Below are 24,099 nucleotides of genomic sequence, written 5' to 3' on the forward strand. Positions count from 1 at the left end.
GCTGAGAAGCGTAGTCGATGGGAAACGGGTTAATATTCCCGTACTTGAGTGTAGTGCGAAGGGGGGACGGAGCAGGCTAGGTCATCCACGCGTTGGTTGTCGTGGTTCAAGCGTGTAGGCTGAGTGTTTAGGTAAATCCGGACACTCGTGAAGGCTGAGACGTGATGACGGTGTCTCTACGGAGACCGAAGTGATTGATGCCATACTTCCAGGAAAAGCCTCTAAGCTCCAGCTACACTGAAACCGTACTCTAAACCGACACAGGTGATCAGGTAGAGAATACCAAGGCGCTTGAGAGAACTCGGGTGAAGGAACTAGGCAAAATGGTGCCGTAACTTCGGGAGAAGGCACGCTGCTGGCGGTGACGAGATTTACTCTCTGAGCTACTGGCAGTCGAAGATACCAGGCCCCTGCGACTGTTTACTTAAAACACAGCACTCTGCAAACACGAAAGTGGACGTATAGGGTGTGACACCTGCCCGGTGCCGGAAGGTTAATTGATGGGGTTAGCGTAAGCGAAGCTCTTGATCGAAGCCCCGGTAAACGGCGGCCGTAACTATAACGGTCCTAAGGTAGCGAAATTCCTTGTCGGGTAAGTTCCGACCTGCACGAATGGTGTAACGATGGGGGCGCTGTCTCCACCCGAGACTCAGTGAAATTGAAATCGCTGTTAAGATGCAGTGTATCCGCGGCTAGACGGAAAGACCCCGTGAACCTTTACTATAGCTTCACACTGGACTTTGAATGTATTTGTGTAGGATAGGTGGGAGGCTTTGAAGCAGCGACGCTAGTTGTTGTGGAGCCAACCTTGAAATACCACCCTGATACATTTGAGGTTCTAACGCAGGCCTCGAAACGAGGTTGCGGACCGTGTGTGGTGGGTAGTTTGACTGGGGCGGTCTCCTCCCAAAGAGTAACGGAGGAGTACGAAGGTGCGCTAAGCATGGTCGGAAATCATGCGGTTAGTATAATGGCAAAAGCGCGCTTGACTGCGAGACGGACAGGTCGAGCAGGTACGAAAGTAGGTCATAGTGATCCGGTGGTTCTGTATGGAAGGGCCATCGCTCAACGGATAAAAGGTACTCCGGGGATAACAGGCTGATACCGCCCAAGAGTTCACATCGACGGCGGTGTTTGGCACCTCGATGTCGGCTCATCACATCCTGGGGCTGAAGCCGGTCCCAAGGGTATGGCTGTTCGCCATTTAAAGTGGTACGCGAGCTGGGTTTAGAACGTCGTGAGACAGTTCGGTCCCTATCTGCCGTGGACGTTGGAAAATTGAGAAGAGCTGCTCCTAGTACGAGAGGACCGGAGTGGACGAACCGCTGGTGTTCGGGTTGTCATGCCAATGGCATTGCCCGGTAGCTACGTTCGGACGGGATAACCGCTGAAAGCATCTAAGCGGGAAGCCCCCTTCAAGATAAGTTTTCCCTGAGACTTTAAGTCTCCTGAAGGGCCCAGTAAGACTAACTGGTTGATAGGCAGGGTGTGTAAGCGTTGTGAGGCGTTGAGCTAACCTGTACTAATTGCCCGTGCGGCTTGGCCATATAACGCCAAAAGAGTTTTGATTGTTGATAGCTAACGTTTGAAGACATCTGTATATATAAGAACTTTCTCAGCTTAGCGGCTAAGAAAGAGAGAATCCTTCTAGTACCCAATTGCGTAAAGCGTGGTAGCGCATATACCACCACGAGTTACACAACCAGTTTGCTTGACGACCATAGAGCGTTGGAACCACCTGATCCCATACCGAACTCAGCAGTGAAACGACGTATCGCCGATGGTAGTGTGGGGTTTCCCCATGTGAGAGTAGGTCATCGTCAAGCGCCAAATAAACCCAAGAACCCAGCCTAGTGCTGGGTTTTTTGGTTTATGGCTTTTGAAATAGGTTTAGGGCTGCGAGCTGCGGGTAAGGTCAAAAGATGACCATTGAGCTGCAAGTTTATAGCTGCAAGCTGCTAGCGAGACAAACACATTGCATCACCTTAAAAGGTCGCGTCTCCGCAGGCTTCGATCGCTCCTACGCAACATTGGATATGAAAGTGCCAACCTATTAAGCCTTGAGGGTGTGGGTGGGTTGAGCGGGTATCTGAGCCATGGATGGCGAAGCTAAGCGGCGCAGGATGCGCGAACAGCGACCGCTCAAGCCATCCACTCCCTCAAGGCGACCACTGACACCTGAGGCGACTACTGGCACCAAAGGAAACGCAGCAGTAATTGAAGGTGACCACCGCCTCCGAAAACACCAAGCCGCAGTATTCAAAAACCGACCATGGCCACTAAACACAGAAGGCCCTATGCAAAAGTCATGGCAATTGCCGCGGGTGAGAAGTAATTACTCGTGCTCATCCTCTTCTTGGTGGCTGCTTTCTAATCGAGCGTTTAGGAACAGCATGGTTCTAACTACGTCTTCGCACAGGTTTGCGCTTAGGCCTTCAGTGTCCATTATCCAGCGGCGTTGATCGTCTACGTCAAAAGAGTCTAGGTGCTTGTAGAGGTCGTATTCGCTGATTATGTCGAAATCGCACTCTTTGTCGTAGGCTTCGAACAATAGGTCGAAGCAATATTGGGCTAAAATAGGGTCTTGGCAGTAAATTTCGCCATCTTCGAAGTCTAAGTCCCATTCTTTTAGAATGTCGACAACGGTTTCGCCTTTATCTATGACGTCCTGCATTGAAGGCGCGTCTATCGGTAGGTTTCCGGCTTCCCAATCTATTAGCCATTCAGGTTCAGGCTTTACTAGCACGCTTTTGTATTGGCCATCGGGTAGAGACCACGCAATCGCATAAGGGTAGCCGTGTTCAACATCGGTCACTTCGAAAGATACAAAAGAAGGGAAATTCATTAAGGCAATACTCTAAAAATAAAAGCGTATGGTCGCAAAAATAGGGATTGATATCCAGCGGCAAAGTGTCGAATTTAGGGTAAAGGTACATTCTAGTAATACCTTAGGTAGCGTATAACTATGCTTTAACTATTTATATTGAACGGTGATTGCTAGTTTACTAATCTGTTTCTCGCCGAAAGGATGGCCTGCCAGGAAGGCGGCTAAAGTTAAATTTAATCAAAAGGAAAATTGATATGAAAAAGCTAGCGTTAATGTTTGTTATTGTTCTCTCTGCTATCGCACCTAGTATGGTGTTTGCAGAATCTACAACAGCATCCAGTGCTGCGGAAGAAGTTGTATTGTTTGTTGATATTAATTTAGACAGCGCCGAAAAAATCTCAGACCTTTTAAAAAGTATCGGGCTTAAAAAGGCACAGGCTATTGTTGAGTATCGAGAAGCTAATGGTCCGTTTGAAACCATTGATGATCTTTTAAACGTTAAGGGTATTGGTCCGGCCACGTTAGAAAAAAATCGAGCGGCGATCAAGGTCAGCTAATCAAGGTGAATCAGTTTTAGAATACAGAAGGACAGTAATGCCAAGGAAAGCAACCTTGAAGGATCAAGGTTAGTCAAAGGAATGACATAGGCAAGGATGCCACAAAAGCCCAGTTAACTAAGGATAGTTAACTGGGCTTTACTCGTTTATGCATGATAAAATTAGCGGTATATTTTAATTGTACTGAGAACTCGAATGTCTGATACCAGTGAACGCATCGCACGCGATTTTTTCTCTAGAGACCCTGAAGAGCAGCAAGATTTACTTCAAAACACGTGGTGCAATAAGTGCCAAGAAGTCGACCTGGGTATGGTTAATCCGGTTGAATATGAATTCATGGAACGTATATTTATTGATGGCGAGTGTGCAAAGTGTGGAGAAGTGACGACCACTGAAATCGTCTATGAAGACGAGAATGATCTAGGGAATGAATAATTTAGACATAGTCTTTGAAGACGAAGATCTTTTGGTGGTTGATAAACCGGCAGGGTTGTTAATGCATCCGTCTTGGCTCGATAAACGAGAAAAAGACACATTGGCCAGCCGAGTGAAAACTTATCTAAATGGTGCGAAAGTGCACACGATACATCGGTTAGATAGGCCTACAAGTGGCTTGGTCGTTATTGCGAAAAAAGATAATGTCGCGAAATTACTCGCCGCTCAATTTGCTGAACGAGGCGTTAAAAAAACCTATTGGGCCATCACCAGAGGCTTCACACCGGAACATTTTATTGTTAATCACGAGCTTACCGAAGAACTCGATAAAATTGCCGATAAACACGCCTCTAAAGATCGAGAAGCGCAAACGGCAATAACCCATTTTAAACGTATTGGCATTTCTAGTGTAAACATAAACGTTGGCCGGTACCCTCAAGGGCGATATTCGTTGGTGGAATGTTCACCAATTACAGGGCGAAAGCATCAAATTCGGCGACACCTCAAGCATGAACGATTCCCTATAATCGGTGATTCTAAGTATGGTTGCCGACACAATAACCAGGCTGCCTTTGAGCACCTAAATATGAATTCATTGGCATTGCGAGCCGTACGGATTGAGTTCATACACCCAAGTACCGGTCTACCTATATCACTTGAAACCGATAAAAACAGCCAGTGGGCCCAGTGGTTTGATAGATTGGGCTGGCAGTGATGTTCATTAAAGATTCCACTGATTAATAGTCTCTATTTAGCTGCACTTATTGAATCAGCAAATTGTTTCATGCACTCTTTGACGCAATTAATGGCCATTCAAAAGCACGATAGAACCTAAATTTTGTTGTGATAGGCTGTTTGCTGATTATAAAAATTCGATTGAGGCAAAAATGGATATAGCAAATAAACATATAGTGATTACCGGTGCTGCACGTGGGTTAGGCTTTACAATGGCTGAGCACATAATGGCGAAAGGCGCAGTCGTATCGATTGTCGATATTGATCCAGAAGCGGTTGAACAGGCCGTTTCAAAGTTGTCCGAAAGTGGCAAAGCTTATGGTTATGTTGCCAATGTTGCCGATGAAGCTTCAGTTGAGTCAATGTTTGAATCAATGAAACGTGATCATAAAGAAATTAACGGTCTAATTAACAATGCCGGCATTTTAAGAGACGGGTTACTCGTTAAACAACGTGATGGGCAGCTTACAAAAATGCCTCTGTCTCAGTGGCAATCGGTAATTGATGTAAACCTGACCGGTGTTTTCCTGTGTGGTCGTGAAGCCGCCGCTTGGATGCTAGAAACCGAAACTAAAGGTGTAGTCATAAATATCAGTTCAATTGCCAAAGCCGGCAATATTGGTCAAACCAATTACAGTGCTGCCAAGGCAGGTGTTACGGCAATGAGTGTCACCTGGGCAAAAGAATTAGCGCGTTATGGTATTCGCGTTGCTGATATTGCACCAGGATTTATTGCAACCGAAATGACCAACGCTATGAAACCAGAGGCCAAAGAGCGTGTTGGCAAAATGGTTCCGTTGGGCGATTGGGGTCAACCTGTGCATATTGCACAAGGCGCTGTATTTATTCTCGAAAACGACTACTACTCAGGCCGGACCTTAGAAATTGATGCCGCTTTACGCCTGTAGCCGAGAAACGAACTAAAACAAAAAAGTAAGGATAATTTATGACTGACGTGGTGATTGTTGCAGCAAAACGAACTGCAATGGGCGGTTTTCAAGGCGTTTTTAAAGATGTTGCCGCGACCGATTTAGGCGCAGCTGCCATTCAAGGTTGTTTATCTGAAGTAGAGCAAGCTAAAGGCGCCATAGAAGAAGTCTATATGGGTTGCGTGTTACCGGCGGGTCTTAAGCAGGCACCTGCGCGCCAAGCTGCCTTAGGTGCAGGCTTAGACAAGGGCGTGCCATGCTCAACAGTAAACAAAGTATGTGGCTCAGGCATGAAAACTGTCATGATGTTGGCAGACCAAATTAAAGCTGGATCGGTTCAGGCTGGTATTGCTGGCGGTATGGAGTCTATGTCGAATGCGCCTTACTTGATGGACAAAGCGCGAGCAGGCATGCGTATGGGTCATCAATCTGTTTATGACCACATGTTTTTAGATGGTCTTGAAGATGCTTACGACGGCAAAGCTATGGGCAGCCACGCACAGCGAACCGCTGATGAGCGAAGTATCAGTCGTGAGCAAATGGATAATTTTGCTGTTGAAAGTTTAAATCGTGCAAATAACGCCATCAAAGAAGGCTATTTTGAAGCAGAAATTACACCTGTCACGGTTAAAAATAGACGTGGCGATGTAGTTGTGAGCGTTGATGAGCAACCTGGGCAAGCCAAGCCAGAAAAAATCCCTAATTTGCGTCCAGCTTTTGCAAAAGAGGGCACTATTACCGCGGCAAATGCCAGTTCAATCAGTGATGGTGCTGCTGCGCTTGTGTTAATGTCAGCTGAAAAAGCAGCCGAACTTGGCTTAAAGCCACTGGCTACTATCCGGAGCTACGCAAGCCATGCTCAGGCACCGAGTGAATTTACTTGTGCACCCATAGGCGCAATGAAAAAGGCACTTGATAAAGCGAATTGGAATGCTGCAGATGTCGAGCTAGCGGAAATTAATGAAGCTTTTGCCATGGTGACGATGCTGGGAATGCAAGATGTAGGCTTAGATCACGCTATTACCAATATTAATGGTGGCGCGACGGCCTTAGGTCACCCTTTAGGGTGTTCTGGAGCGCGAATCATGGTGACATTACTGCACAATATGATCCGCCTAGGTAAAAGCAAAGGCATGGCGGCTTTATGTATTGGCGGCGGTGAAGGTACGGCTATTTGTTTAGAACGTAGCTAGAAAGCTTATGGGAATAAAAGTCTTTTAGACTCTTTTAAGCTTCAAGCTGCAAGCTGCGAGTTTAAAATCAAAAAACTAATGTGTATTGAAGCTAATTCTCCTAAAAAGCCTTGCGATTTCTTCCAAGGCTTTTATTTTACCCGCAGCCCGCAGCCCGCAGCCCGCAGCCCGCAGCCCGCAGCCCGCAGCCCGCAGCCCGCAGCCCGCAGCCCGCAGCTTGAAAAAACCTCCTCCCTCATACAATTGTCCGATAGCTCTTTTTAAGCCACGCTGTACTATTGCTAATATACAAAAATGATAACAGGAGAGCGGTGTGGCTAACCATATGATGGATTTTCCGTTAAATACAATTGATATTCTAAAAAGTGCAGCGTTGCGGTACCCTGAAAAAGAAGTGGTATCGGCCCTGCCAGACGGGAGTATGCACCGCTATACCTACGCTGATTCTTACAAACGAGCCGCTCAGGTGGCGAACTGTCTAAAATCTCTGAGCGTTAAAAAGGGTGATCATGTTGCCACTTTAGCCGTCAATCACTACCGTCATTTCGAACTTTATTATGGCATTTCGGGCATGGGCGGTGTGGTTCATACGCTAAACGCTCGTTTGTTTGTAGAGCAACTGGAATACATCATTAATCACGCCGAAGACTCTTATCTCTTTATTGATCCTGAGTTTTTACCTCAGATTGAAGCGCTGGCGGGAAAAATTCCGACGGTTCGAGGTGTAATTATCTTATGCGATGAAGATAAAATGCCTGAGTCTTCTGTCTTTAAACTTCAAAATTATGAAACCCTTATCAAAGCTCAATCTGAAACCTATGAATGGCCACGTTTAGACAGCAAACATCCATGTGGTCTTTGCTATACCAGTGGAACAACCGGCAACCCGAAAGGCGTCATGTATGAGCAGGGTTCAACTGTTTTGCACGCTATGATGGGGGGTGGCAGTCACTTTTTGAATTTCGATGAGTGGACAGTGGCCATGCCTATCGTGCCTATGTATCACGTGGTGGCCTGGGGAATTCCATTTTCTGCGCCGCTTTATGGTGCAAAACTAGTGTTACCGGGTTGTGCATTATCGGGCGAGAATATTCATCGTTTAATTGAAGAAGAGCAGGTGAATAAATCTTATGCGGTGCCTACCGTTTGGTTGACGCTGCATAATTATTTGCAAGCCACTGGTAAAACGATAGAAAGTTTAAAGCTTGTTGGCGTTGGTGGTGCTGCATCTCCAAAAGCTTTGGTTAAAACCTTTGCTGAAAAATACGATGTGTATTGGATGGGTATTTGGGGAATGACCGAAACAAGTCCACTGGCTACCGGGGCTATTCTAACGCCAGAGATGTCTGATCTATCTGCAGAGGAGTGCTATGAATTACAATCTTCAGCAGGGAAACCCATATTCGGTGTTGAAATAGAAATATTTGATGCCAATGGTAATCCTTTACCACACGACGGTGTTACTCGGGGTGATTTACGTGTTCGCGGCCCTTGGGTACTTAGCTCATATTACAAGAGTGAAGGCAGTAATAGCTTCGTAGATGGCTGGTTTGAAACAGGCGATGTTGCGGTGATCAACCCAGAAGGTTATCTACGCGTCGTCGACCGAAGTAAAGACGTTATTAAATCTGGCGGCGAATGGATTAGCTCCGTTGAACTTGAAAATGCCGCATTAAATTACCCAGCCGTAAACGAAGCGTGCGTCATTGGTGCGGCGCATGAGAAGTGGGATGAACGCCCGATCATGTTGGTCACACTGCGCGAGGGTGAAGATTATAATGAAGATGATCTTAAGCGCGTATTGACGGAAAAAGTTGCGAAATGGTGGCTGCCCGATGCAATCATTGTGGTGGATGAATTACCGCATACTGGTACTGGGAAACTTAAGAAAGTCGATATTAGAAACGAATATCGTCAATATTTGCTTGAAAACTACAACTAAAAACAACAATCTAGTAGGTTCTTTCGAGCCTACTTAGTATTTATGTTTAATTTAGCGTTTATTACGTTCATTTCCTTGCTTTACATTGCGATCCTTTTTGGGATCGCATTGCTAGGCGACAAATACCCGATTGCAGATCGTTGGCACTCTTGGGTGTACGGCCTTTCTCTAACTATTTTTTGTACCAGTTGGACTTTCTACGGTGCAACATTGCAGTTTTCAGAAGCCGGTTGGTTTTTCTCTCCATCTCATATTGGCACCATTTTACTGTTTGCGTTTGGCATGGCATTTTGGCGTAAATTAATTCGAGTGGCCAAACAAGAGAACGTAACAACAATTTCAGATTTTATCGCCAGTCGTTATGGCCATAGCCGAATGGTGTCGATGTTAGCCGCTACCATTTGTTTAATCGGAATCATTCCTTATGTATCGTTGCAGTTAAAAGCTGTATCAACGAGTTTTAATTTAGTAACCGGAATCGATTTTCAAACCGACTCTTGGTTAAGTGATTCTGCCATCATCGTTTCTATTGCCATGGGTGGTTTTGCCATTCTATTTGGTACTCGGCATTTAGATACTTCTGAACATCATCCCGGCATGATGCTCGCCATCGCATTCGAATCGATTGTTAAACTGGTTGCCTTTATCGTTGTGGCCTATTGGGCCGTTAGCCAAGTAGGTGGAGGTTTTGGTCAAGTATGGGACGATTGGCAAAACGCGCCAGAAACCGCCATCATGCGCAGCAGTTTCGATCAATCTTATGTTTACATGACTCAAGTGTTATTGGGCGTTTTTGGTATTTTTGTCTTACCTAGACAATTTCATGTAGCCGTCGTTGAATACCGAAACGATCAAGACATTAAACGCGCCCGGTGGTTGTTTCCTGTATATCTACTTGCTATCAACTTTTTGATTGCCCCTTTGACTATTGTCGGCTTAAAGCACTTTTCCTCTAATGCCATAGACTTAGAATATTTAATTTTAAAATTACCGCTTTCGCTGGGTCGCAGTGATATGGCTGTTCTGGCTTTTATTGGTGGTTTATCCGCGGCTACTTCCATGGTTATTGTTGCCACGGTAGCGTTGAGCACAATGTTATCGAATGAAATCCTGTTGCCACTTTTGATCCGTATGGGCTGGTGGAACGCCGATTCAAAAAATATTGGTTGGCGTGTTTTACAGTTGCGACGCATTGGTATCATGATCATTGTTGTTGCGGCGTTTTTTTATTACCGCCTGATTGTTGCCTTTGAAGGTTTAGTGTCAATTGGGCTTATCTCATTCGCTGCTGCTTCGCAATTTGTACCTGCACTCGTTTTGGGGCTGTTCTGGTCGGGTGTAAACCGTAATGGTGCTATCTGGGGCTTGAGCATCGGGTTTTTAACTTGGTTCTATACGATGCTGTTACCCTTGTTCGCGCGCGCAGGGATATTGTCGTTTGAATTCAGTGAGTGGTTTTTTAGTTTAAATTTATTAAACCCTCATGCCTTGTTTGGGTTAACTGGTTTAGATCCGGTTGTTCATGGATTAGCATGGAGCTTAGCGCTCAATACCATCGCATTACTTTTAGGTTCAGCCTATGGCAAGGAATCGTTAAAAGACCGAATTCAAGCGTCTCGCTTTGTTCACTCTACCCACACCAAAACCAGTAACTTTTCTGATCGGCATATCACCATTGGTGATTTGCATTTGTTGATAGGGAAGTTTGTAACCAAAGAAAAACAACACAGCTTATTCGAAAGTTATGTGAACCCTTTAAACGGTCGACTGCTATCAGATGATGTTGCAGATCCTGAATTTTTACATTCAGCGGAACGTATGCTGACTTCAGTATTAGGTGCTCCAGCTTCTCGATTACTCTTCGAAAAAATTGAGCAAAAGGAAGGGCAGAACTGGCGTGATGTCACCAGTATTGTTGATGAGGCCTCCCAGGTTTTAAAATTTAATCGAGACTTATTGAACTCAGCGCTGCAGTCAATAAACCAAGGGATTAGCATTGTAGATCGCGATCTAAATATTGTGGCGTGGAACCAAACTTACCAGCGTATGTTCACTTATCCAGATGATATTTTGGCGGTCGGTCGGCCAGTGCAAGATCTATTAAATCACAATGCTTTTATAGGGGAGTGCGGTGAAGGTGACCCAGATTTGCTGGTGCAAAAGCGACTCAACCATCTTATGTCTGGTACGCCATATAAATATGAGCGAAAAAGATTAGACGGGTCTTATCTAGAAATTGAAGGCCGGCCAATGGATGAAGGTGGCTACATCACAGTTTATACAGATGTTACCGCTCGTCGGCTTATCGAAGATCAGTTAAGGCGCAGTAATGAATACTTAGAAGAAACAGTGAATCGAAGAACTGAAGCTTTGCAGGCCTCTAATAAAGAGCTGGAAAAGGCAAACCGCAATAAAACTCGATTCTTAGCCGCAGCCGGACACGATTTGGTTCAACCTTTGAATTCGGCTGCATTATTTGCGGCCAGCTTACAATCTAAGTTGCAGCGGGTGGATACTTCGGGCCAGCTGGTGGCTTTGTCAGAACAAATAGAGCAGTCATTACATTCGGCTGAAAATCTGTTGAATGAATTGTTAGAAATTTCAAAGCTAGACTCGGATGTTATTAAACCTAGCATCACAACTATTCCGTTATCGGATCTTCAGCACTCTCTGGTGGCTGATTTTAGCTTGATCGCTAAGTCGAAGAAAGTTGAATTGACGATTGTGCCCAGCTCTTTGTTTATTAAATCAGATGTGCGATTACTCAGACGAATATTGCAAAACCTTCTCAGCAATGCAATTAACTACAGCCATGGCGGCCGAGTAGTCATGGGTGTTCGTCGCAAAAAGGGCGAATGTAGAATTGATATTATTGATACTGGACCTGGCTTGAATGAATACCAAACCCGAGCTATTTTTGATGAATTTTATAGGGTGGCCGAAATTGCCTCAGATGAAAAAGGCTTAGGGCTAGGGTTAGCTATTGTTAAGCGAATGGCTGATTTATTGGGGCATAGAATTGAATTGGAATCAGTGCCTGGCAAAGGCAGTCGCTTTAGCGTTGTTGTGCCTGTCACTCAAGCGGTATCAGTGGCCGTTTCCCAGCCTAGCGTTGAGGAGTCTACGGTCCATGAAGCTAGGATATTGTGCTTAGATAATGAACAACTCATTGTTGAGGGCATGAAAAGTTTGGTCAGCGAGTGGGGCTACGATGTAGACGCTGCGATGAATGAAGCAGAAGCAAATAAGCTGATTGCTCTGAATAAGCCAGACTTGGTGGTGATTGATTATCATCTCGACCATGGCGAAACCGGCTTAAATGTACTCGATCGCTGGAATCAAAGTTGGTTTAGGAATATTCCGGCAATTGTTATAACCGCCGACTATACAGAAGAAGTGCGTCAAGCTACCAAAGCTCGAGGATACCAGCTGCTTAAGAAGCCTGTAAGACCAATGCAGCTCAAAGCTTTAATCGCATCAGTGCTTAAAAATTAGAGAAAAGCATTAAATATCAGTGGCTTGCGTGAAATAATTTAGAAAGATTATAGACTATCAAAGCAAGCCCTATTACAATGCACCCCGTTCTAACTCAGAACATCTCTGCGCGCCCGTAGCTCAGCTGGATAGAGTAGGTGGCTTCGAACCACTTGGTCGGGAGTTCGAATCTCTCCGGGCGCGCCATTTACAGAAAATCTCCTTCCCAATGTCTGCCACTTAATATCAGATAACGAACTCAGCTTAAATCGCCCGGTGAGATTGTTTTGCAAAGCAAAACTAGCAAACGCAGTTTGCGTACGAACGATAAAAGTTCGACCCGAAGGGCCGCGAAGCGCATCTCTCCGGGCGCGCCATTTACAGTAAATCTCCTTCCCAATGTCTGCCACTTAATATCAGATAACGAACTCAGCTTAAATCGCCCGGTGAGATTGTTTTGCAAAGCAAAACTAGCAAACGCAGTTTGCCTACGAACGATAAGAGTTCGACCCGAAGGGCCGCGAAGCGCATCTCTCCTGTTGAGGCAATCTGTGAATTTTTTAACGTCAGTGCGGTGATAGTAATTTGAATGGTCGCTGTTCGCGCATCCAGGCGCCGCTAAACTTCGCCATCCATGGCTCAGATTCCCATTCAAATTTCTATCACCACCCTTACTTCTGTGGTGGCTTTGTTTATAGTGTTAAATACTAGAAGCGCATCTCTTCTGTTGAGGTAACCTGTGTATTATTGGTCAGCCTGTGTGGTGATAGTAATTTGAATGGTCGCTGTTCGCGCATCCAAGCGCCGCTAAACTTCGCCATCCATGGCTCAGATTCCCATTCAAATTACTATCACCACCCTTACTTCTGTAGTGGCTTTGTTTATAGTGTTAAATACTAGAAGCGCATCTCTCCTGTTGAGGCAATCTGTGAATTTTTTAACGTCAGTGCGGTGATAGTAATTTGAATGGTCGCTGTTCGCGCATCCAAGCGCCGCTAAACTTCGCCATCCATGGCTCAGATTCCCATTCAAATTTCTATCACCACCCTTACTTCTGTAGTGGCTTTTTATATAGTGTTAAAGACTAGAAGTACATCTCTCCTGTTGAGGTAACCTGTGTATTATTGTTCAGCCTGTGTGGTGATAGTAATTTGAATGTTCGCAATTCGTGCATTCATGCGCGGCTAACCTTCGCCATCCATAGTTCTGACTCTCGCTCAAACTACTTTCAGCACCGCTTTTTATGCAGTACCTTCTAGAATTTGAAGCCGATTTTGAAGTTTGTTGATTATATTCTTAAGTATCGCTGTTTCCGATGGATTGTTGGAATCTGCGATCCGCCTGTTAGTGGTCTTGTCTTCATCAAGTAATGGAGACGTGTGTTCTTGGGAAGATGGGATCGAAGTTGAAATTATTGGTGCAATAGCCATTTCTTTATAATGTGTTAGTAGCATTCGCAGGGCGGCGTTCTCTTTTTCGCAATCGCTGGCTTTCTTTCTGTAGAGATCGATTGAGGTTTTTAAAATGTTTATATCCCTCTGAGTCCAATGAGCATTTTCCACATGATCTTTGTTTTGAATAGAAATGAGTGGTGCGACATTCTGCATCTTAATAAACCTTAAAGTTGCCATTTCAGTATTAGCACCAGTTATAAACGGCTTTTACTTAACTTAACCTTAATTTGATTCATTAATGCTGACGCTCAGATAAATAGTAAACAATCGTAGCCGTATGGTTGTGAATGACTATAATGCCCGCCATGAAAAAACATGCTGTTCACCTTTTGTATGATCAACGTATTGCTCGATCCACTCGACCATTTAAAGCTCGCGGTGCGGGCGTGCGCCGTTGTTTATTTTGCCGGATAGACGAACAGTTTTGCATTTGTGCGTTGAAGCCTGAAGTGCCTGCAAACGCGGGGTTTTTATTGCTTTACTATGATGATGAGGTACTCAAACCTAGTAATACTGGGCGTTTGATTGCCGATATTGTGAGCGACACATTCGCCTTTATATGGCAGCGTACGCACGTAGAAGAGGGTCTGCTAGAGGTTTTGGACGACCCACAGTGGCAGCCGCTGGTGGTGTTTCCTTCGGAGTATGCACAAGAAGGGCGAGCGATTGTTGAGTCTGCGCTTCATTTAGACCCAACTAAGCGCCCTTTGTTTATATTGCTTGATGGCAGCTGGCGAGAAGCCAAAAAAATGTTTCGTAATAGCCCTTATTTACAGAATTTCCCCATGTTGTCGTTTAACTCGGCGCAGCGATCACGCTATTTGGTTCGCAAAGCCATTCAAGAACACCACTTAGCTACAGCGGAAGTCGCGGCTATGGCTCTAGATTGGGCTGGTGAACATCGCTGTTCTCACGTGCTTGATGCTTGGTTTGATGTCTTTAGCTTTCAATATCAAAAGGGTGTCAAAAACACCAATTTAGGGGATGAAACATCGTTAGCTAGACTTGCTGCATTAGTTGATGCAGGTGGTCAGGTACCTTAATTTTACAAAATTTGCCTTTTTGGTTCTAAATTACGCATGAACAGTGATTTAGAGCATTGCATTATTGAAATAAGGTAGGATAATGCGCCCCCTGTTTATTGATCCTATCTGGTTTTCCTAAGTTTTCTAACGAATTAAGAATACTTAGGAAAATAGATAATGAGAGAGAAACCCAATGAAAGCATTTTTGATGCTCATCGCAAGTGTTCTTTTGCCGTCCTTAGCCATTGCCAGTGGCTCTAGCAGTGGTGAAAGCCTAGATTTAACACACTCCTTTTATGGGTATGCAGCAATCGGCATTTTTGTCGTCGCATATATGTTCGTCATTTTTGAGGAACAGTTGCATTTACCTAAATCAAAACCCGTTATTGTGTCGGCCGGTGCTATTTGGGTCATTATTGCTATAGCGTACTCGACCAACAATATTCCCCATGTTGTAGAAGAAGGCATTCGTCATAATTTCTTAGAATATGCCGAGTTATTTTTCTTCTTATTAGTGGCTATGACCTACATTAATGCCATGATGGAGCGGGGTGTTTTTGAAGCATTAAGAAACTGGTTAATTGAGCGTGGTTTCAGTTATCGTCAATTGTTTTGGATTACGGGTATATTGGCGTTCTTTATTTCGCCAATCGCTGACAACCTCACAACAGCCTTAATCATGTGTGCCGTTGTAATGACCGTTGGCAAAAACAACGCAAAATTCGTATCTATGGCTTGCATTAATATTGTTGTGGCTTCCAACGCAGGTGGTGCTTTCAGCCCATTTGGTGATATCACCACGTTGATGGTATGGCAAAAAGGGAATGTACAATTTATTCAGTTCTTCGCGTTATTTATTCCTTCGGTTGTTAACTTTGTTATTCCTGCCGCGATTATGCATTTTGCATTGCCAACGGGCACGCCAGGAAAAGCCGCTACCTTGAAATATGCATCGGGCCGAATAATGAAACCGGGCGGTTTATTGATTATCACCTTGTTTATTGTAACGATTGCTACCGCGGTGAGTTTCCATAATTTCCTAGGTCTTCCACCTGTATACGGCATGATGCTCGGTTTAGGTTATTTGAAATTATTGGGCTATTACTTAAGCCGCCGTTCACGCTCTTGGCAGCGTCGTGCGGAAAACCCACCGGGCAATGCGGTAGATCCATATGAGTTTGATGTCTTCTCTAAAATTGCTCAGTCTGAGTGGGACACATTATTCTTCTTCTACGGCGTAATTTTATCGGTGGGCGGTTTAGGGTTTATCGGTTACTTAGCCGTTGCATCTGAGCTGGTTTATATAGATTTAGGGCCAACCTATGCGAATATATTGGTAGGATTTGCTTCGGCCATTATCGATAACATTCCGGTTATGTTTGCCGTCCTCACGATGCAGCCAGAAATGGATCTTTATCAGTGGTTGTTAGTAACATTAACCGCTGGCGTCGGTGGCAGTATGTTGTCTATTGGCTCTGCAGCTGGCGTTGCATTAATGGGTCAAGCAAGAGGGAAGTACACCTTCTTTGGGCATTTAAAATGGTCTCCTGTGATAATGCTCGGCTATTTCGCATCGATTTGGGTTCACTATTTAGTCAACGGTTAACATTGGTTTTATTAAGCCAAAATTGACTCATAACTCCCGTTCTTTGCGGGAGTTTTTGTATAAGGAAGAAAAATGCCAAGAGCACCAGAGATAAAAAGCGGGCAAGTCATAGAAGTTGATGACACGCAGTATGTTGTGAAATCGGTCACTGTCAGCAGTCCATCCGCACGTGGTGCGGCAACATTGTACAAAATGATCGTAAATGAAATTAAATCCGGTCGTAAGCGAGATATGACCTTTAAGGGCGACGATGTTATTAACCTAGCTGACTACCGTAACTGTACTGTATCTTACCTTTATGCCGATGGTGACATGCATACCTTTATGGACAGCGAAGACTATAGTCAGCATACGCTTTCAGCAGAGGAGTTGGGCGATCAACTGCCTTGGTTAAGTGAAGGGCTTGGCGGAATTATGGGGATGATGGTCAATGAAGTAATGGTTGCCATTGTCTTGCCACAATCTATCGAGTTGAAAATAGTGGAGTGTTCGCCTGGTATCAAGGGAGCCTCGGCTAGCGCGAGAACCAAGCCGGCTACTCTTGAAGGGGGAGTCGTTGTTCAAGTACCGGAATACATCGACGTAGGTGAAGTAATCAAAGTAAACACAGAGACACAAAAATTTATGTCTCGTGCTAAGTCTTAATTTCACATTATCTTAAAAGCTTTGCTTTGGGCTTTTGAGCGTAAAACTGAAACATTCCAGCAAATGTGTCGGGATGTTTCTTTTCAAATTGTTGCCAGCAGTCTAGGTCAATTAAACGTTTATCTTCGGGGTAGTCGGCCAAGTAGTTTCTTTTTACTTGCTCTGGCAGTATAAAACCAAGAAAGCTTAGGTGTGCTTTATTGATCATTTGTTTTAGTTCATGTGGCTCATACTGGTGTTCTTGTACGTGAAATAATAAGTCACGACAGCCGCTGAGCGAGTAAAAATCTTGGCTGTTTAAGATTCCTTTAAAATCATAAGGCATGTTGCCTTCTAAAATAGCTTGGCGCATGGTTCTTATGCCTGAAGCGCTGATTGGTAAATCATATCGTTGAATTAAATCTCGCATTTGACGCACAATTTCACGTGCTTCAAAGCTGTAAAGCCCAATTTTAATTAAGCCATTAGGTTTTAAAATAGTTAACAGTTTTTCTAAACCTGCTTCGGGTTTATCCATGTGATGCAGTACCCCAGAGCACTCAATGACATGGAAATCTTCATCAAGTGCGTCGAGATTGAGAATGTCTGCGCATAAAAAGCGTATGTTATTAATATCGTATTTCTCAGCCATTCGTTTAGCGTACGCTAGGCTTTGACGGCTTAGGTCAATTGCAACTACCTCAACATTTCTAAAATATCGCGCAACCCTAAGAGCATGCCTTCCTGTCCCGGCACCTGCAACCAGCACTTTAACTGTACCCATGTTAAAAAAATCGGGTGCTCTAAATCCTGCTAATTCTGATTCTAACGCTCGCCCATAATTAGTCGGCGTGTTGTAGCCTAAATGCAGCCATCTTGGGTACGGGTTTTCTTCATATTGTTGTTTAACATTTCTAGATACTTCGTCGGCAATTGGGCTAATTTGTTCAATACTCTGTGCGATTTTAGATTCGGCATGCCGATTTAATATGGCGTTTTGAATAAGCGTGCGGCTGTATTTTGGCCAACTGAGTAAAGGAACATCTACTGTTTTTTGAATGCTTTTCAAACTCGATAGCGGTTCGTACATGGCGTACAAGCTCAGCAGATGCGCGAAATCAATTCCTTTGGTTGGGGATTGCAAGGTTGCTTCTATTAAATCTTGGAGGGTTTCTAAGATTTCGGCTTCTTCTTTATCATACATAAACACATGTTCATTATGTTCAGCGTTTAGAGCAATGTGGGTTGCTAGGGTGAGTAATGCTTCATCGCTATAGTGTGAAGAAATACTCATTAGTAAGGTTTGCTTTCGTAACAAAATAATAAACAGTTCTAGCTCGTTGTTCGTAAAATAGAGCTTTTCAAGTGCAAGTAATAGAAGCTCGTCTTTCACTAAATCTTGGATGTCGACAACCGCATTCGGGTCAGAGAGATGGTATTTATGATTTAGCAAGGACATCACTAGTGTTGAAAGCGATTGGTGATCTACTTGCTTTAGTTTTAACCATTTTATGGCATCTTGCTCTAAATCTTCTTGGTAATAATCTGCACTGATCGAAGCCACTACTTCGAACAACTTTTCTTTAACATGGGCATCATTCGGGTGCAGCCGATACAAGTGCCTATAGGCCTGAAACGCCTCAACAATACGGCCGAGCTTAGTAAGAGTGAACGCCATAGAGGTCGCCGCACGGGTCATGCTTGGGTCATAATCTAACGCTTTAGAAAACGCACCTAATGCATCTGTGAATAGCTTTTGTGCTAATTTTATATGGCCATAGGTAAACCAATGCCCTGCAGAATTTGCCTGCTGCTCGAGTGCTTCAGAGATATGGTGCTCTGCAAGTTTATAAAAGCCTTCATCTAGAGCTATACGTGCCAATAAGTTATTGGCGGTATCGCAATATTTTTCCGATTCACGAAGTTGCAGTGCAATTTGTTTTGCTTTGCCACGGTGAGCCACTGTTTGTTCGCTGGCCGACTGTGCACATAAACTCTTTTCATAGTGAAAAAGCGCACGTTTTTCGAGCTCTTTCCAGCGCTTCAATAGGCTGCGATTAGTCTCTTTAGCGGAGCCTTGTTGTTTTTTGAGTGCCTGCGTCATGATCTGTGTCCTAACTCTTAGCTTATCGCCATTTACTTTCAGAGGTTGCCGCTTTTTTAGGTAATAACGGCAATGAATCTCCGAAAAGGTGTGAATTCGGGCGTTTGCTTGAGATATTGCAGGTGGTGTGCCAACTTCGGCTACCAAAAGAAACAGTAGAGTCTGAAAAAAGAGCTAATATTATTTGGTCTTTGGCCGATAACCTTTGTAAGCCAGTTAAGGCAATACGAAACCGTTCTATTCGTTATGAGGTAAGACTATGTACGCACAGGGTATTAAAGAGTATCAATCTGTAGGCACGCAGACGTCGATCGTTGATGCTGACCCACACCGACTTGTTCAACTATTATTCGAAGGAGCGTTGGCTCGCATTTCAGCCGCTAAAGGCCATATTGCTCGAAAAGAGTACGACAAAAAAAGTAATCAAATAAATTCAGCTATAAACATTATCGGCGGATTACAAGAGTCTCTTAATTTAGATGCGGGTGAACTGGCACTGAATTTAGAGCGACTCTACGACTATATGATTAGACGATTATTTGAAGCTAATGTCCGCAATAGCGTAGAAATGCTAGAAGAAGTCAATAATTTGCTCACTCAAATAAAAACAGCGTGGGATGAAATTAGAGAGCAAGCCCTGCAAGGAACTTGAGTAAAATTCGGCTAACTTATTAAATTTATTAGATTAATTAACCCAATTGATTAAAAATTAGATTGGGTTAGTTGATTATTTATGCAATTTTTTTTGACAAAAGATTACCTTCGTTTTTAGTTCTGACACTCATACAAAATATTACAGTCATAAATTTGACAAAATGTAACTTTACGTCTTAACTCCCCAGATATGGCACAAGGTGAAGTGACAATCGATTGACTGATGCTTCTAGAACCTTGGTAAAAATTCTCAATATTTAATGGATGTATAGGGTTGTTGAGATGTGGAGAGAAATAAATTTATTGATCGTCGACGATAACGAACAACGACGTCACGATATGAAAGTTATCCTAGATTTTCTAGATGAAGACAGTGTGGTTTTATCTAGTGAAGATTGGATAACTAAAGCTCAGCAGGCCTTTGAGGATCCTACTATGTTAGTGGGTGTCGTATTTGGTGAGTTGAATCAATCTTTAGAGAAAGCGATCAACAGTTTAGTTGAGTGGGATGCAGGATTACCATTGCTTCTGTTGGGCGACCACCCGGAAAGCGAACTTTTAGAAGATGAACTTCGTTCTAGAATTATAGCAAAGCTAAGAACACCGTTATCTTATAATAAGTTGCTCGATAATCTTCACCGGGCGCAAATGTATCGCGAACAATATGACCTAACTCGAGGTCGAGATCAGCGCCGAGAAATTAATTTATTTCGTAGCCTTATTGGCAGTAGTCGAGCGGTGCAGTCAGTTAGAGAGATGATGGCGCAAGTTGCCGATAAAGAGGTGACCGTGTTAATTCAAGGTGAAAGCGGCACCGGAAAGGAAGTTGTTGCGCGTAACTTACACTACAACTCACACCGCCGTCATAAGCCTTTCGTGCCGGTAAATTGTGGCGCAATCCCGCATGAATTAATTGAAAGTGAATTATTTGGCCACGAAAAAGGGGCTTTTACTGGGGCCATTACCTCTCGAGCTGGACGTTTTGAAATGGCTGAAGGTGGAACTCTATTTTTAGATGAAATTGGTGATTTGCCGCTCAATATGCAAGTAAAGCTACTGCGTGTTTTACAAGAGCGAACGTTTGAACGGGTCGGGGGAACTAAGACTTATACGTCTGATGTGCGAGTTGTTGCGGCTACTCACCGTAACTTGGAAGAAATGATTGATCAAGCCGAATTCCGCGAAGATTTGTTCTATCGATTGAATGTTTTTCCGATTGAAATGCCAGCGCTTCGAGATAGGCATGAAGATATCCCGTTGCTTTTAAATGAATTAGTCTCGCGACTCGAAAACGAAAAACGTGGCTCCATTCGATTCAACTCCAGCGCAATTATGTCTTTGGTTCAGCATGACTGGCCCGGTAACGTGCGTGAAATGGCAAATTTAATAGAGCGATTAGCCATCATGCATCCCTATGGAGTAGTAGGCGTGCAGGAACTGCCTGCGAAATATCGTCATGTGGAGGCCGAATCTGAAAATATGCTTCCAAATTCTGTCGTTAATGCAATGGAAGAATCGGTTAAGCCACAAATTAATTTAGATCAATCAGCGTTGTTGCCAATGAATGGCATTGATTTAAAAGAATATTTAACAGAGCTGGAGAAAAACCTGATTCAGCAAGCATTAGATGATGCGCAAGGCGTGGTAGCGCGTGCGGCTGAAAAATTACATATTCGGCGTACCACATTGGTTGAAAAAATGCGCAAGTATGAAATTAATCGAAGAGATACCGTGAATTAGTTCTGTTAGTTAAAATATGAAGGCCGCTTTATGCGGCCTTTTTTATTTTAGGTTGGCATTGCAATTGCAGTAAGGCTATTACAGTCAAATTATTGAACAAAATGCATATGCAAACACAGAATGCCAATAAAATAGCGAATTCGATGCCTCTGGCAAAGCCAGCTGAGCTTAATAAAGCGTCGTTAAACGAATTGCAGCAGGCATTCAGTGCATTTACATCTATGTCGGAACAACTCTCCGATAGCTATCATTTACTGGAAAATAGAGTTGTAGAGCTGAGCGGAGAGTTGGCCTCATTATCTGAGCAGCGCTTAAACGAATTAAATGAAAAGGAAGCGCTTGCTGAGCAGTTAGAAAGCCTTTTGCACCTAATGCCTGCGGGAGTCATCGTTGTCGACAACAGAGGCTTTGTGCAACGCATAAACCCTGCAGCCGAGCAATGGCTAAGTCAGGCATGCACAGGCTCAGAGGCGGCTTCTTTCGTTGGCTTACCTTGGGGCAAAATTGTTAAAGAAGCATTTAACCCGAAGCAAACCGATTACCATGAAGTTAGTTTAAATGATGGGCGTTTAGTCAGTTTAGAAACAAGTGCATTAGACAATGCTGGTCAGCTGATTGTAATGACGGACCAGACTGAAACACGCATGTTACAAGCTCAAGTATCTCGTCAAGAGCGTTTAACGGCCATGGGGCAAATGGTCGCCTCATTGGCGCATCAGGTTAGAACACCGCTATCGGCCGCCATGCTTTATGCATCGAATTTAAAAAATCCTAAGTTAGACCAACCCACGCATCATAAATTTGTAGACAAGCTTGTCGGTCGTTTACATCACCTAGAAAAACAAGTTCAAGATATGCTCTTGTTTGTGAAAGGTGATTGCCAACTGCTAAATTTAGTGACTACCGAAAAGTTGTTTGAGCTGATGTCAGACGCGGCTGTCGGAGTTTCCAATCAGAATATCAGTGCAATCAATTGGGCTAATGCCGCACCAGGTGTAAAAATTCAATGTCAGGCAGACGCGCTGGTCAGTGCGTTTATGAATATTATTAACAATGCATTTGAAGCCGGTGGCGACGGGCTTTCATTAAATATATCGGCGTTGAAAGGCGGCCGATCTTTGGTTATTTCATTCAAAGATAATGGTCCTGGCATGAGCAAAGATGAATTAGAAAAAGCGCAAGAACCCTTTGTGACCACAAAAAGTTATGGCACCGGTTTAGGTATACCGGTGGTCATAGCTACGGTTAAAGCACATAAAGGGCAACTGTCTATACAAAGTGAAGTAGGAAAAGGCACGGAATTTATCATCACGCTGCCTATTTACCAGGAGAGCAACGAGCAATGAAAATTTTAATAGTTGAAGATGACGCCACTTTACGAGAGGCCGTACAAGATACGCTTTTGCTTCAAGACTATAACGTAATTGCAGCGCAAAGTGGTGAAGATGCCATAGTGCAATTAAAGCGACATGAATTCGATTTTATTGTATCCGATGTCAGTATGCCTGGTATCAGTGGGCATGAACTATTAAATTATGTTAAAGAGCATTTTCCTCATATTCCAATGTTATTGGTAACCGCCTATGCATCGGTCGATAAAGCCGTTGATGCAATGCAAAATGGTGCTATCGATTATTTAGTTAAACCATTTGAGCCTAATCAACTTATTGAATTAATTGAAACGCATACGTGCAAAGCGCCGGTTAACCACGATGAGCCAGTCGCTGTCGATACTGGCAGTCAGCATGTATTAGCCTTGGCAAGAAAAGTGGCGAATACAGACAGTACCATTCTCATCAGTGGAGAAAGCGGCACAGGTAAGGAGGTTTTGGCGCGCTACCTACACCAGTATTCCAGCCGAGAACAAATGCCATTTGTGGCTATAAATTGCGCAGCAATTCCCGAAAATATGCTGGAAGCCACATTGTTTGGGCATGAAAAGGGCTCATTTACTGGCGCGGTTGCCAGTGCTCCGGGTAAATTTGAGCAGGCCAACGGCGGTACAATACTGCTGGATGAAATTTCAGAAATGGATTTGGGCCTTCAGGCAAAATTACTCAGAGTGTTGCAAGAAAAAGAAGTCGAAAGAATCGGTGGGCGAAACATTATAAAGCTCGATGTACGAGTCTTGGCCACAACGAACCGATCGCTTATTGATGAAGTGAAAGCAGGACGCTTCCGTGAAGACTTGTATTATCGATTGAGTGTGTTTCCATTGCAATGGCAGCCTTTGCGCCAGCGTAAAGCCGATATTATTCCGTTGGCCGAACGCTTGCTTAAGAAGCACAGTCGTAAGATGCAAAAGCAAAATATTTTACTGGATGAATCCGCCAAGCAGGTGTTATTGAGTCATGCATGGCCAGGAAATGTACGTGAGCTAGATAACGCGATTCAAAGAGCCTTGATACTTCAGTCGGGTTCAAAAATCACTCAAACCGATCTAGGTTTGAGTGGCGAGCACCTCATCGATTTCGAACCGAATCGAAATTTAGCAATAGCTGGGGCGGACAAGCAATGTTTAGACAATGAGTCGGCTTTTGAGGAAATTGAAACCGCCAATATTAGCCATGAGGCACTGGGAAATAAATCTGAAGGCATTCATGTAGATCTTAAGCAAAAAGAGTTTGAAATTATATTAGATGCGTTACGAATTCATAATGGACGTAAGAATAAGGCCGCAGATCATCTTGGCATTTCTTCTAGAACGTTGCGCTATAAACTGGCCAAAATGCGAGAAATGGGCATGGACGTTGATTCTGCCATCGCGGCCATCCGATAAATAGTCTACTGAACCAAAAAA

The 24,099-nt window shown here is 43.9% G+C and carries 23 protein-coding genes, 1 tRNA gene and 2 rRNA genes (1 of these 26 only partly in view); 20 read left to right on the forward strand and 6 right to left on the reverse strand.

Annotated elements, in window-relative coordinates:
• The 3 genes from QWZ13_RS10460 to QWZ13_RS10470 form a co-directional block, all read left to right on the forward strand.
• A 23S ribosomal RNA gene (locus QWZ13_RS10460) occupies positions 1-1,547 on the forward strand; it begins 1,455 nt to the left of the window's first position.
• A gap of 163 nt (positions 1,548-1,710) precedes the next feature.
• A 5S ribosomal RNA gene (rrf, locus tag QWZ13_RS10465) occupies positions 1,711-1,826 on the forward strand.
• 96 nt (positions 1,827-1,922) lie between these two features.
• Positions 1,923-2,057: a hypothetical protein gene (locus QWZ13_RS10470; RefSeq protein WP_290281724.1), complete on the forward strand. Its 135-nt coding sequence runs from the start codon at positions 1,923-1,925 to the stop codon at positions 2,055-2,057.
• Here the strand turns inward: QWZ13_RS10470 and QWZ13_RS10475 are convergent.
• Positions 2,054-2,287, reverse strand: coding sequence for a hypothetical protein (locus tag QWZ13_RS10475; RefSeq protein ID WP_290281725.1), 234 nt, complete (start codon positions 2,285-2,287; stop codon positions 2,054-2,056). The genes QWZ13_RS10470 and QWZ13_RS10475 overlap by 4 nt on opposite strands.
• A gap of 48 nt (positions 2,288-2,335) precedes the next feature.
• The gene (locus QWZ13_RS10480) at positions 2,336-2,845 is read right to left on the reverse strand and encodes a hypothetical protein (RefSeq protein WP_290281726.1); all 510 of its coding nucleotides are present in this window, start codon (positions 2,843-2,845) and stop codon (positions 2,336-2,338) included.
• A gap of 236 nt (positions 2,846-3,081) precedes the next feature.
• Between QWZ13_RS10480 and QWZ13_RS10485 the strand changes: the two genes are divergently transcribed.
• The 8 genes from QWZ13_RS10485 (at position 3,082) to QWZ13_RS10520 (ending at position 12,299) form a co-directional block, all read left to right on the forward strand.
• Positions 3,082-3,384, forward strand: coding sequence for a ComEA family DNA-binding protein (locus QWZ13_RS10485; RefSeq protein WP_353958978.1), 303 nt, complete (start codon positions 3,082-3,084; stop codon positions 3,382-3,384).
• A gap of 195 nt (positions 3,385-3,579) precedes the next feature.
• The gene (locus QWZ13_RS10490) at positions 3,580-3,819 is read left to right on the forward strand and encodes a hypothetical protein (RefSeq protein WP_290281727.1); all 240 of its coding nucleotides are present in this window, start codon (positions 3,580-3,582) and stop codon (positions 3,817-3,819) included.
• Positions 3,812-4,534 (forward strand): pseudouridine synthase, encoded by a 723-nt coding sequence (locus tag QWZ13_RS10495; RefSeq protein ID WP_290281729.1) that lies wholly within the window; start codon positions 3,812-3,814, stop codon positions 4,532-4,534. The genes QWZ13_RS10490 and QWZ13_RS10495 overlap by 8 nt, the downstream gene beginning before the upstream one ends.
• Before the next feature lie 172 nt (positions 4,535-4,706).
• Positions 4,707-5,462: an SDR family NAD(P)-dependent oxidoreductase gene (locus QWZ13_RS10500; RefSeq protein WP_290281730.1), complete on the forward strand. Its 756-nt coding sequence runs from the start codon at positions 4,707-4,709 to the stop codon at positions 5,460-5,462.
• 38 nt (positions 5,463-5,500) lie between these two features.
• A complete protein-coding gene (locus tag QWZ13_RS10505; protein WP_290281731.1) occupies positions 5,501-6,676 on the forward strand; it encodes a thiolase family protein in 1,176 nt (391 codons plus the stop codon).
• A 313-nt stretch (positions 6,677-6,989) separates the two neighbouring features.
• Positions 6,990-8,618 (forward strand): long-chain fatty acid--CoA ligase, encoded by a 1,629-nt coding sequence (locus tag QWZ13_RS10510; RefSeq protein WP_290281732.1) that lies wholly within the window; start codon positions 6,990-6,992, stop codon positions 8,616-8,618.
• 42 nt (positions 8,619-8,660) lie between these two features.
• Positions 8,661-12,113: a hybrid sensor histidine kinase/response regulator gene (locus QWZ13_RS10515; RefSeq protein WP_290281733.1), complete on the forward strand. Its 3,453-nt coding sequence runs from the start codon at positions 8,661-8,663 to the stop codon at positions 12,111-12,113.
• 109 nt (positions 12,114-12,222) lie between these two features.
• Positions 12,223-12,299, forward strand: a tRNA-Arg gene (locus QWZ13_RS10520).
• 52 nt (positions 12,300-12,351) lie between these two features.
• Here the strand turns inward: QWZ13_RS10520 and QWZ13_RS10525 are convergent.
• Both QWZ13_RS10525 and QWZ13_RS10530 read right to left on the reverse strand, forming a co-directional pair.
• Complete coding sequence (locus QWZ13_RS10525; RefSeq protein ID WP_290281734.1) at positions 12,352-12,747, reverse strand: hypothetical protein; 396 nt, start codon at positions 12,745-12,747, stop codon at positions 12,352-12,354.
• 185 nt (positions 12,748-12,932) lie between these two features.
• A complete protein-coding gene (locus QWZ13_RS10530; protein WP_290281735.1) occupies positions 12,933-13,124 on the reverse strand; it encodes a hypothetical protein in 192 nt (63 codons plus the stop codon).
• 92 nt (positions 13,125-13,216) lie between these two features.
• Here QWZ13_RS10530 and QWZ13_RS10535 point away from each other — a divergent pair, with 92 nt between their 5' ends.
• Positions 13,217-13,351, forward strand: a complete 135-nt coding sequence (locus QWZ13_RS10535; protein ID WP_290281736.1) for a hypothetical protein — start codon at positions 13,217-13,219, stop codon at positions 13,349-13,351.
• On the opposite strand, the gene QWZ13_RS10540 is transcribed toward QWZ13_RS10535, so the two are convergent.
• Positions 13,334-13,546, reverse strand: coding sequence for a hypothetical protein (locus QWZ13_RS10540; protein ID WP_290281737.1), 213 nt, complete (start codon positions 13,544-13,546; stop codon positions 13,334-13,336). The genes QWZ13_RS10535 and QWZ13_RS10540 overlap by 18 nt on opposite strands.
• A 287-nt stretch (positions 13,547-13,833) precedes the next feature.
• Between QWZ13_RS10540 and QWZ13_RS10545 the strand changes: the two genes are divergently transcribed.
• The 3 genes from QWZ13_RS10545 to efpL all read left to right on the forward strand — a co-directional run bounded on the left by QWZ13_RS10545 (position 13,834) and on the right by efpL (position 16,822).
• Positions 13,834-14,589: a tRNA-uridine aminocarboxypropyltransferase gene (locus QWZ13_RS10545; RefSeq protein ID WP_290281738.1), complete on the forward strand. Its 756-nt coding sequence runs from the start codon at positions 13,834-13,836 to the stop codon at positions 14,587-14,589.
• A 175-nt stretch (positions 14,590-14,764) separates the two neighbouring features.
• Positions 14,765-16,177 (forward strand): sodium:proton antiporter NhaD, encoded by a 1,413-nt coding sequence (nhaD, locus tag QWZ13_RS10550; protein WP_290281739.1) that lies wholly within the window; start codon positions 14,765-14,767, stop codon positions 16,175-16,177.
• Positions 16,178-16,249: 72 nt separating this feature from the next.
• Positions 16,250-16,822, forward strand: a complete 573-nt coding sequence (gene efpL, locus QWZ13_RS10555; RefSeq protein WP_290281740.1) for an elongation factor P-like protein EfpL — start codon at positions 16,250-16,252, stop codon at positions 16,820-16,822.
• A gap of 7 nt (positions 16,823-16,829) precedes the next feature.
• Here efpL and QWZ13_RS10560 read toward each other — a convergent pair whose 3' ends face one another.
• Positions 16,830-19,052 (reverse strand): methyltransferase domain-containing protein, encoded by a 2,223-nt coding sequence (locus QWZ13_RS10560; RefSeq protein WP_290281741.1) that lies wholly within the window; start codon positions 19,050-19,052, stop codon positions 16,830-16,832.
• Between QWZ13_RS10560 and QWZ13_RS10565 the strand changes: the two genes are divergently transcribed.
• The 5 genes from QWZ13_RS10565 (at position 19,028) to QWZ13_RS10585 (ending at position 24,078) form a co-directional block, all read left to right on the forward strand.
• Positions 19,028-19,201, forward strand: coding sequence for a hypothetical protein (locus tag QWZ13_RS10565; RefSeq protein ID WP_290281742.1), 174 nt, complete (start codon positions 19,028-19,030; stop codon positions 19,199-19,201). The two genes, QWZ13_RS10560 and QWZ13_RS10565, sit on opposite strands and share 25 nt — an antisense overlap.
• Positions 19,165-19,557, forward strand: coding sequence for a flagellar export chaperone FliS (gene fliS / locus QWZ13_RS10570; RefSeq protein ID WP_290281743.1), 393 nt, complete (start codon positions 19,165-19,167; stop codon positions 19,555-19,557). Before QWZ13_RS10565 ends, fliS begins: the two co-directional genes overlap by 37 nt.
• A gap of 284 nt (positions 19,558-19,841) precedes the next feature.
• Positions 19,842-21,299, forward strand: a complete 1,458-nt coding sequence (locus tag QWZ13_RS10575) for a sigma-54 dependent transcriptional regulator (RefSeq protein WP_290281744.1) — start codon at positions 19,842-19,844, stop codon at positions 21,297-21,299.
• A 107-nt stretch (positions 21,300-21,406) separates the two neighbouring features.
• On the forward strand, positions 21,407-22,645 hold the full coding sequence (locus QWZ13_RS10580) for a sensor histidine kinase (RefSeq protein WP_290281745.1): 1,239 nt from the start codon (positions 21,407-21,409) through the stop codon (positions 22,643-22,645).
• Positions 22,642-24,078: a sigma-54-dependent transcriptional regulator gene (locus QWZ13_RS10585; protein ID WP_290281746.1), complete on the forward strand. Its 1,437-nt coding sequence runs from the start codon at positions 22,642-22,644 to the stop codon at positions 24,076-24,078. Before QWZ13_RS10580 ends, QWZ13_RS10585 begins: the two co-directional genes overlap by 4 nt.
• Positions 24,079-24,099: the final 21 nt, after the last annotated feature.

It is taken from the genome of Reinekea marina, from assembly GCF_030409715.1.
GTDB lineage: Bacteria > Pseudomonadota > Gammaproteobacteria > Pseudomonadales > Natronospirillaceae > Reinekea > Reinekea marina.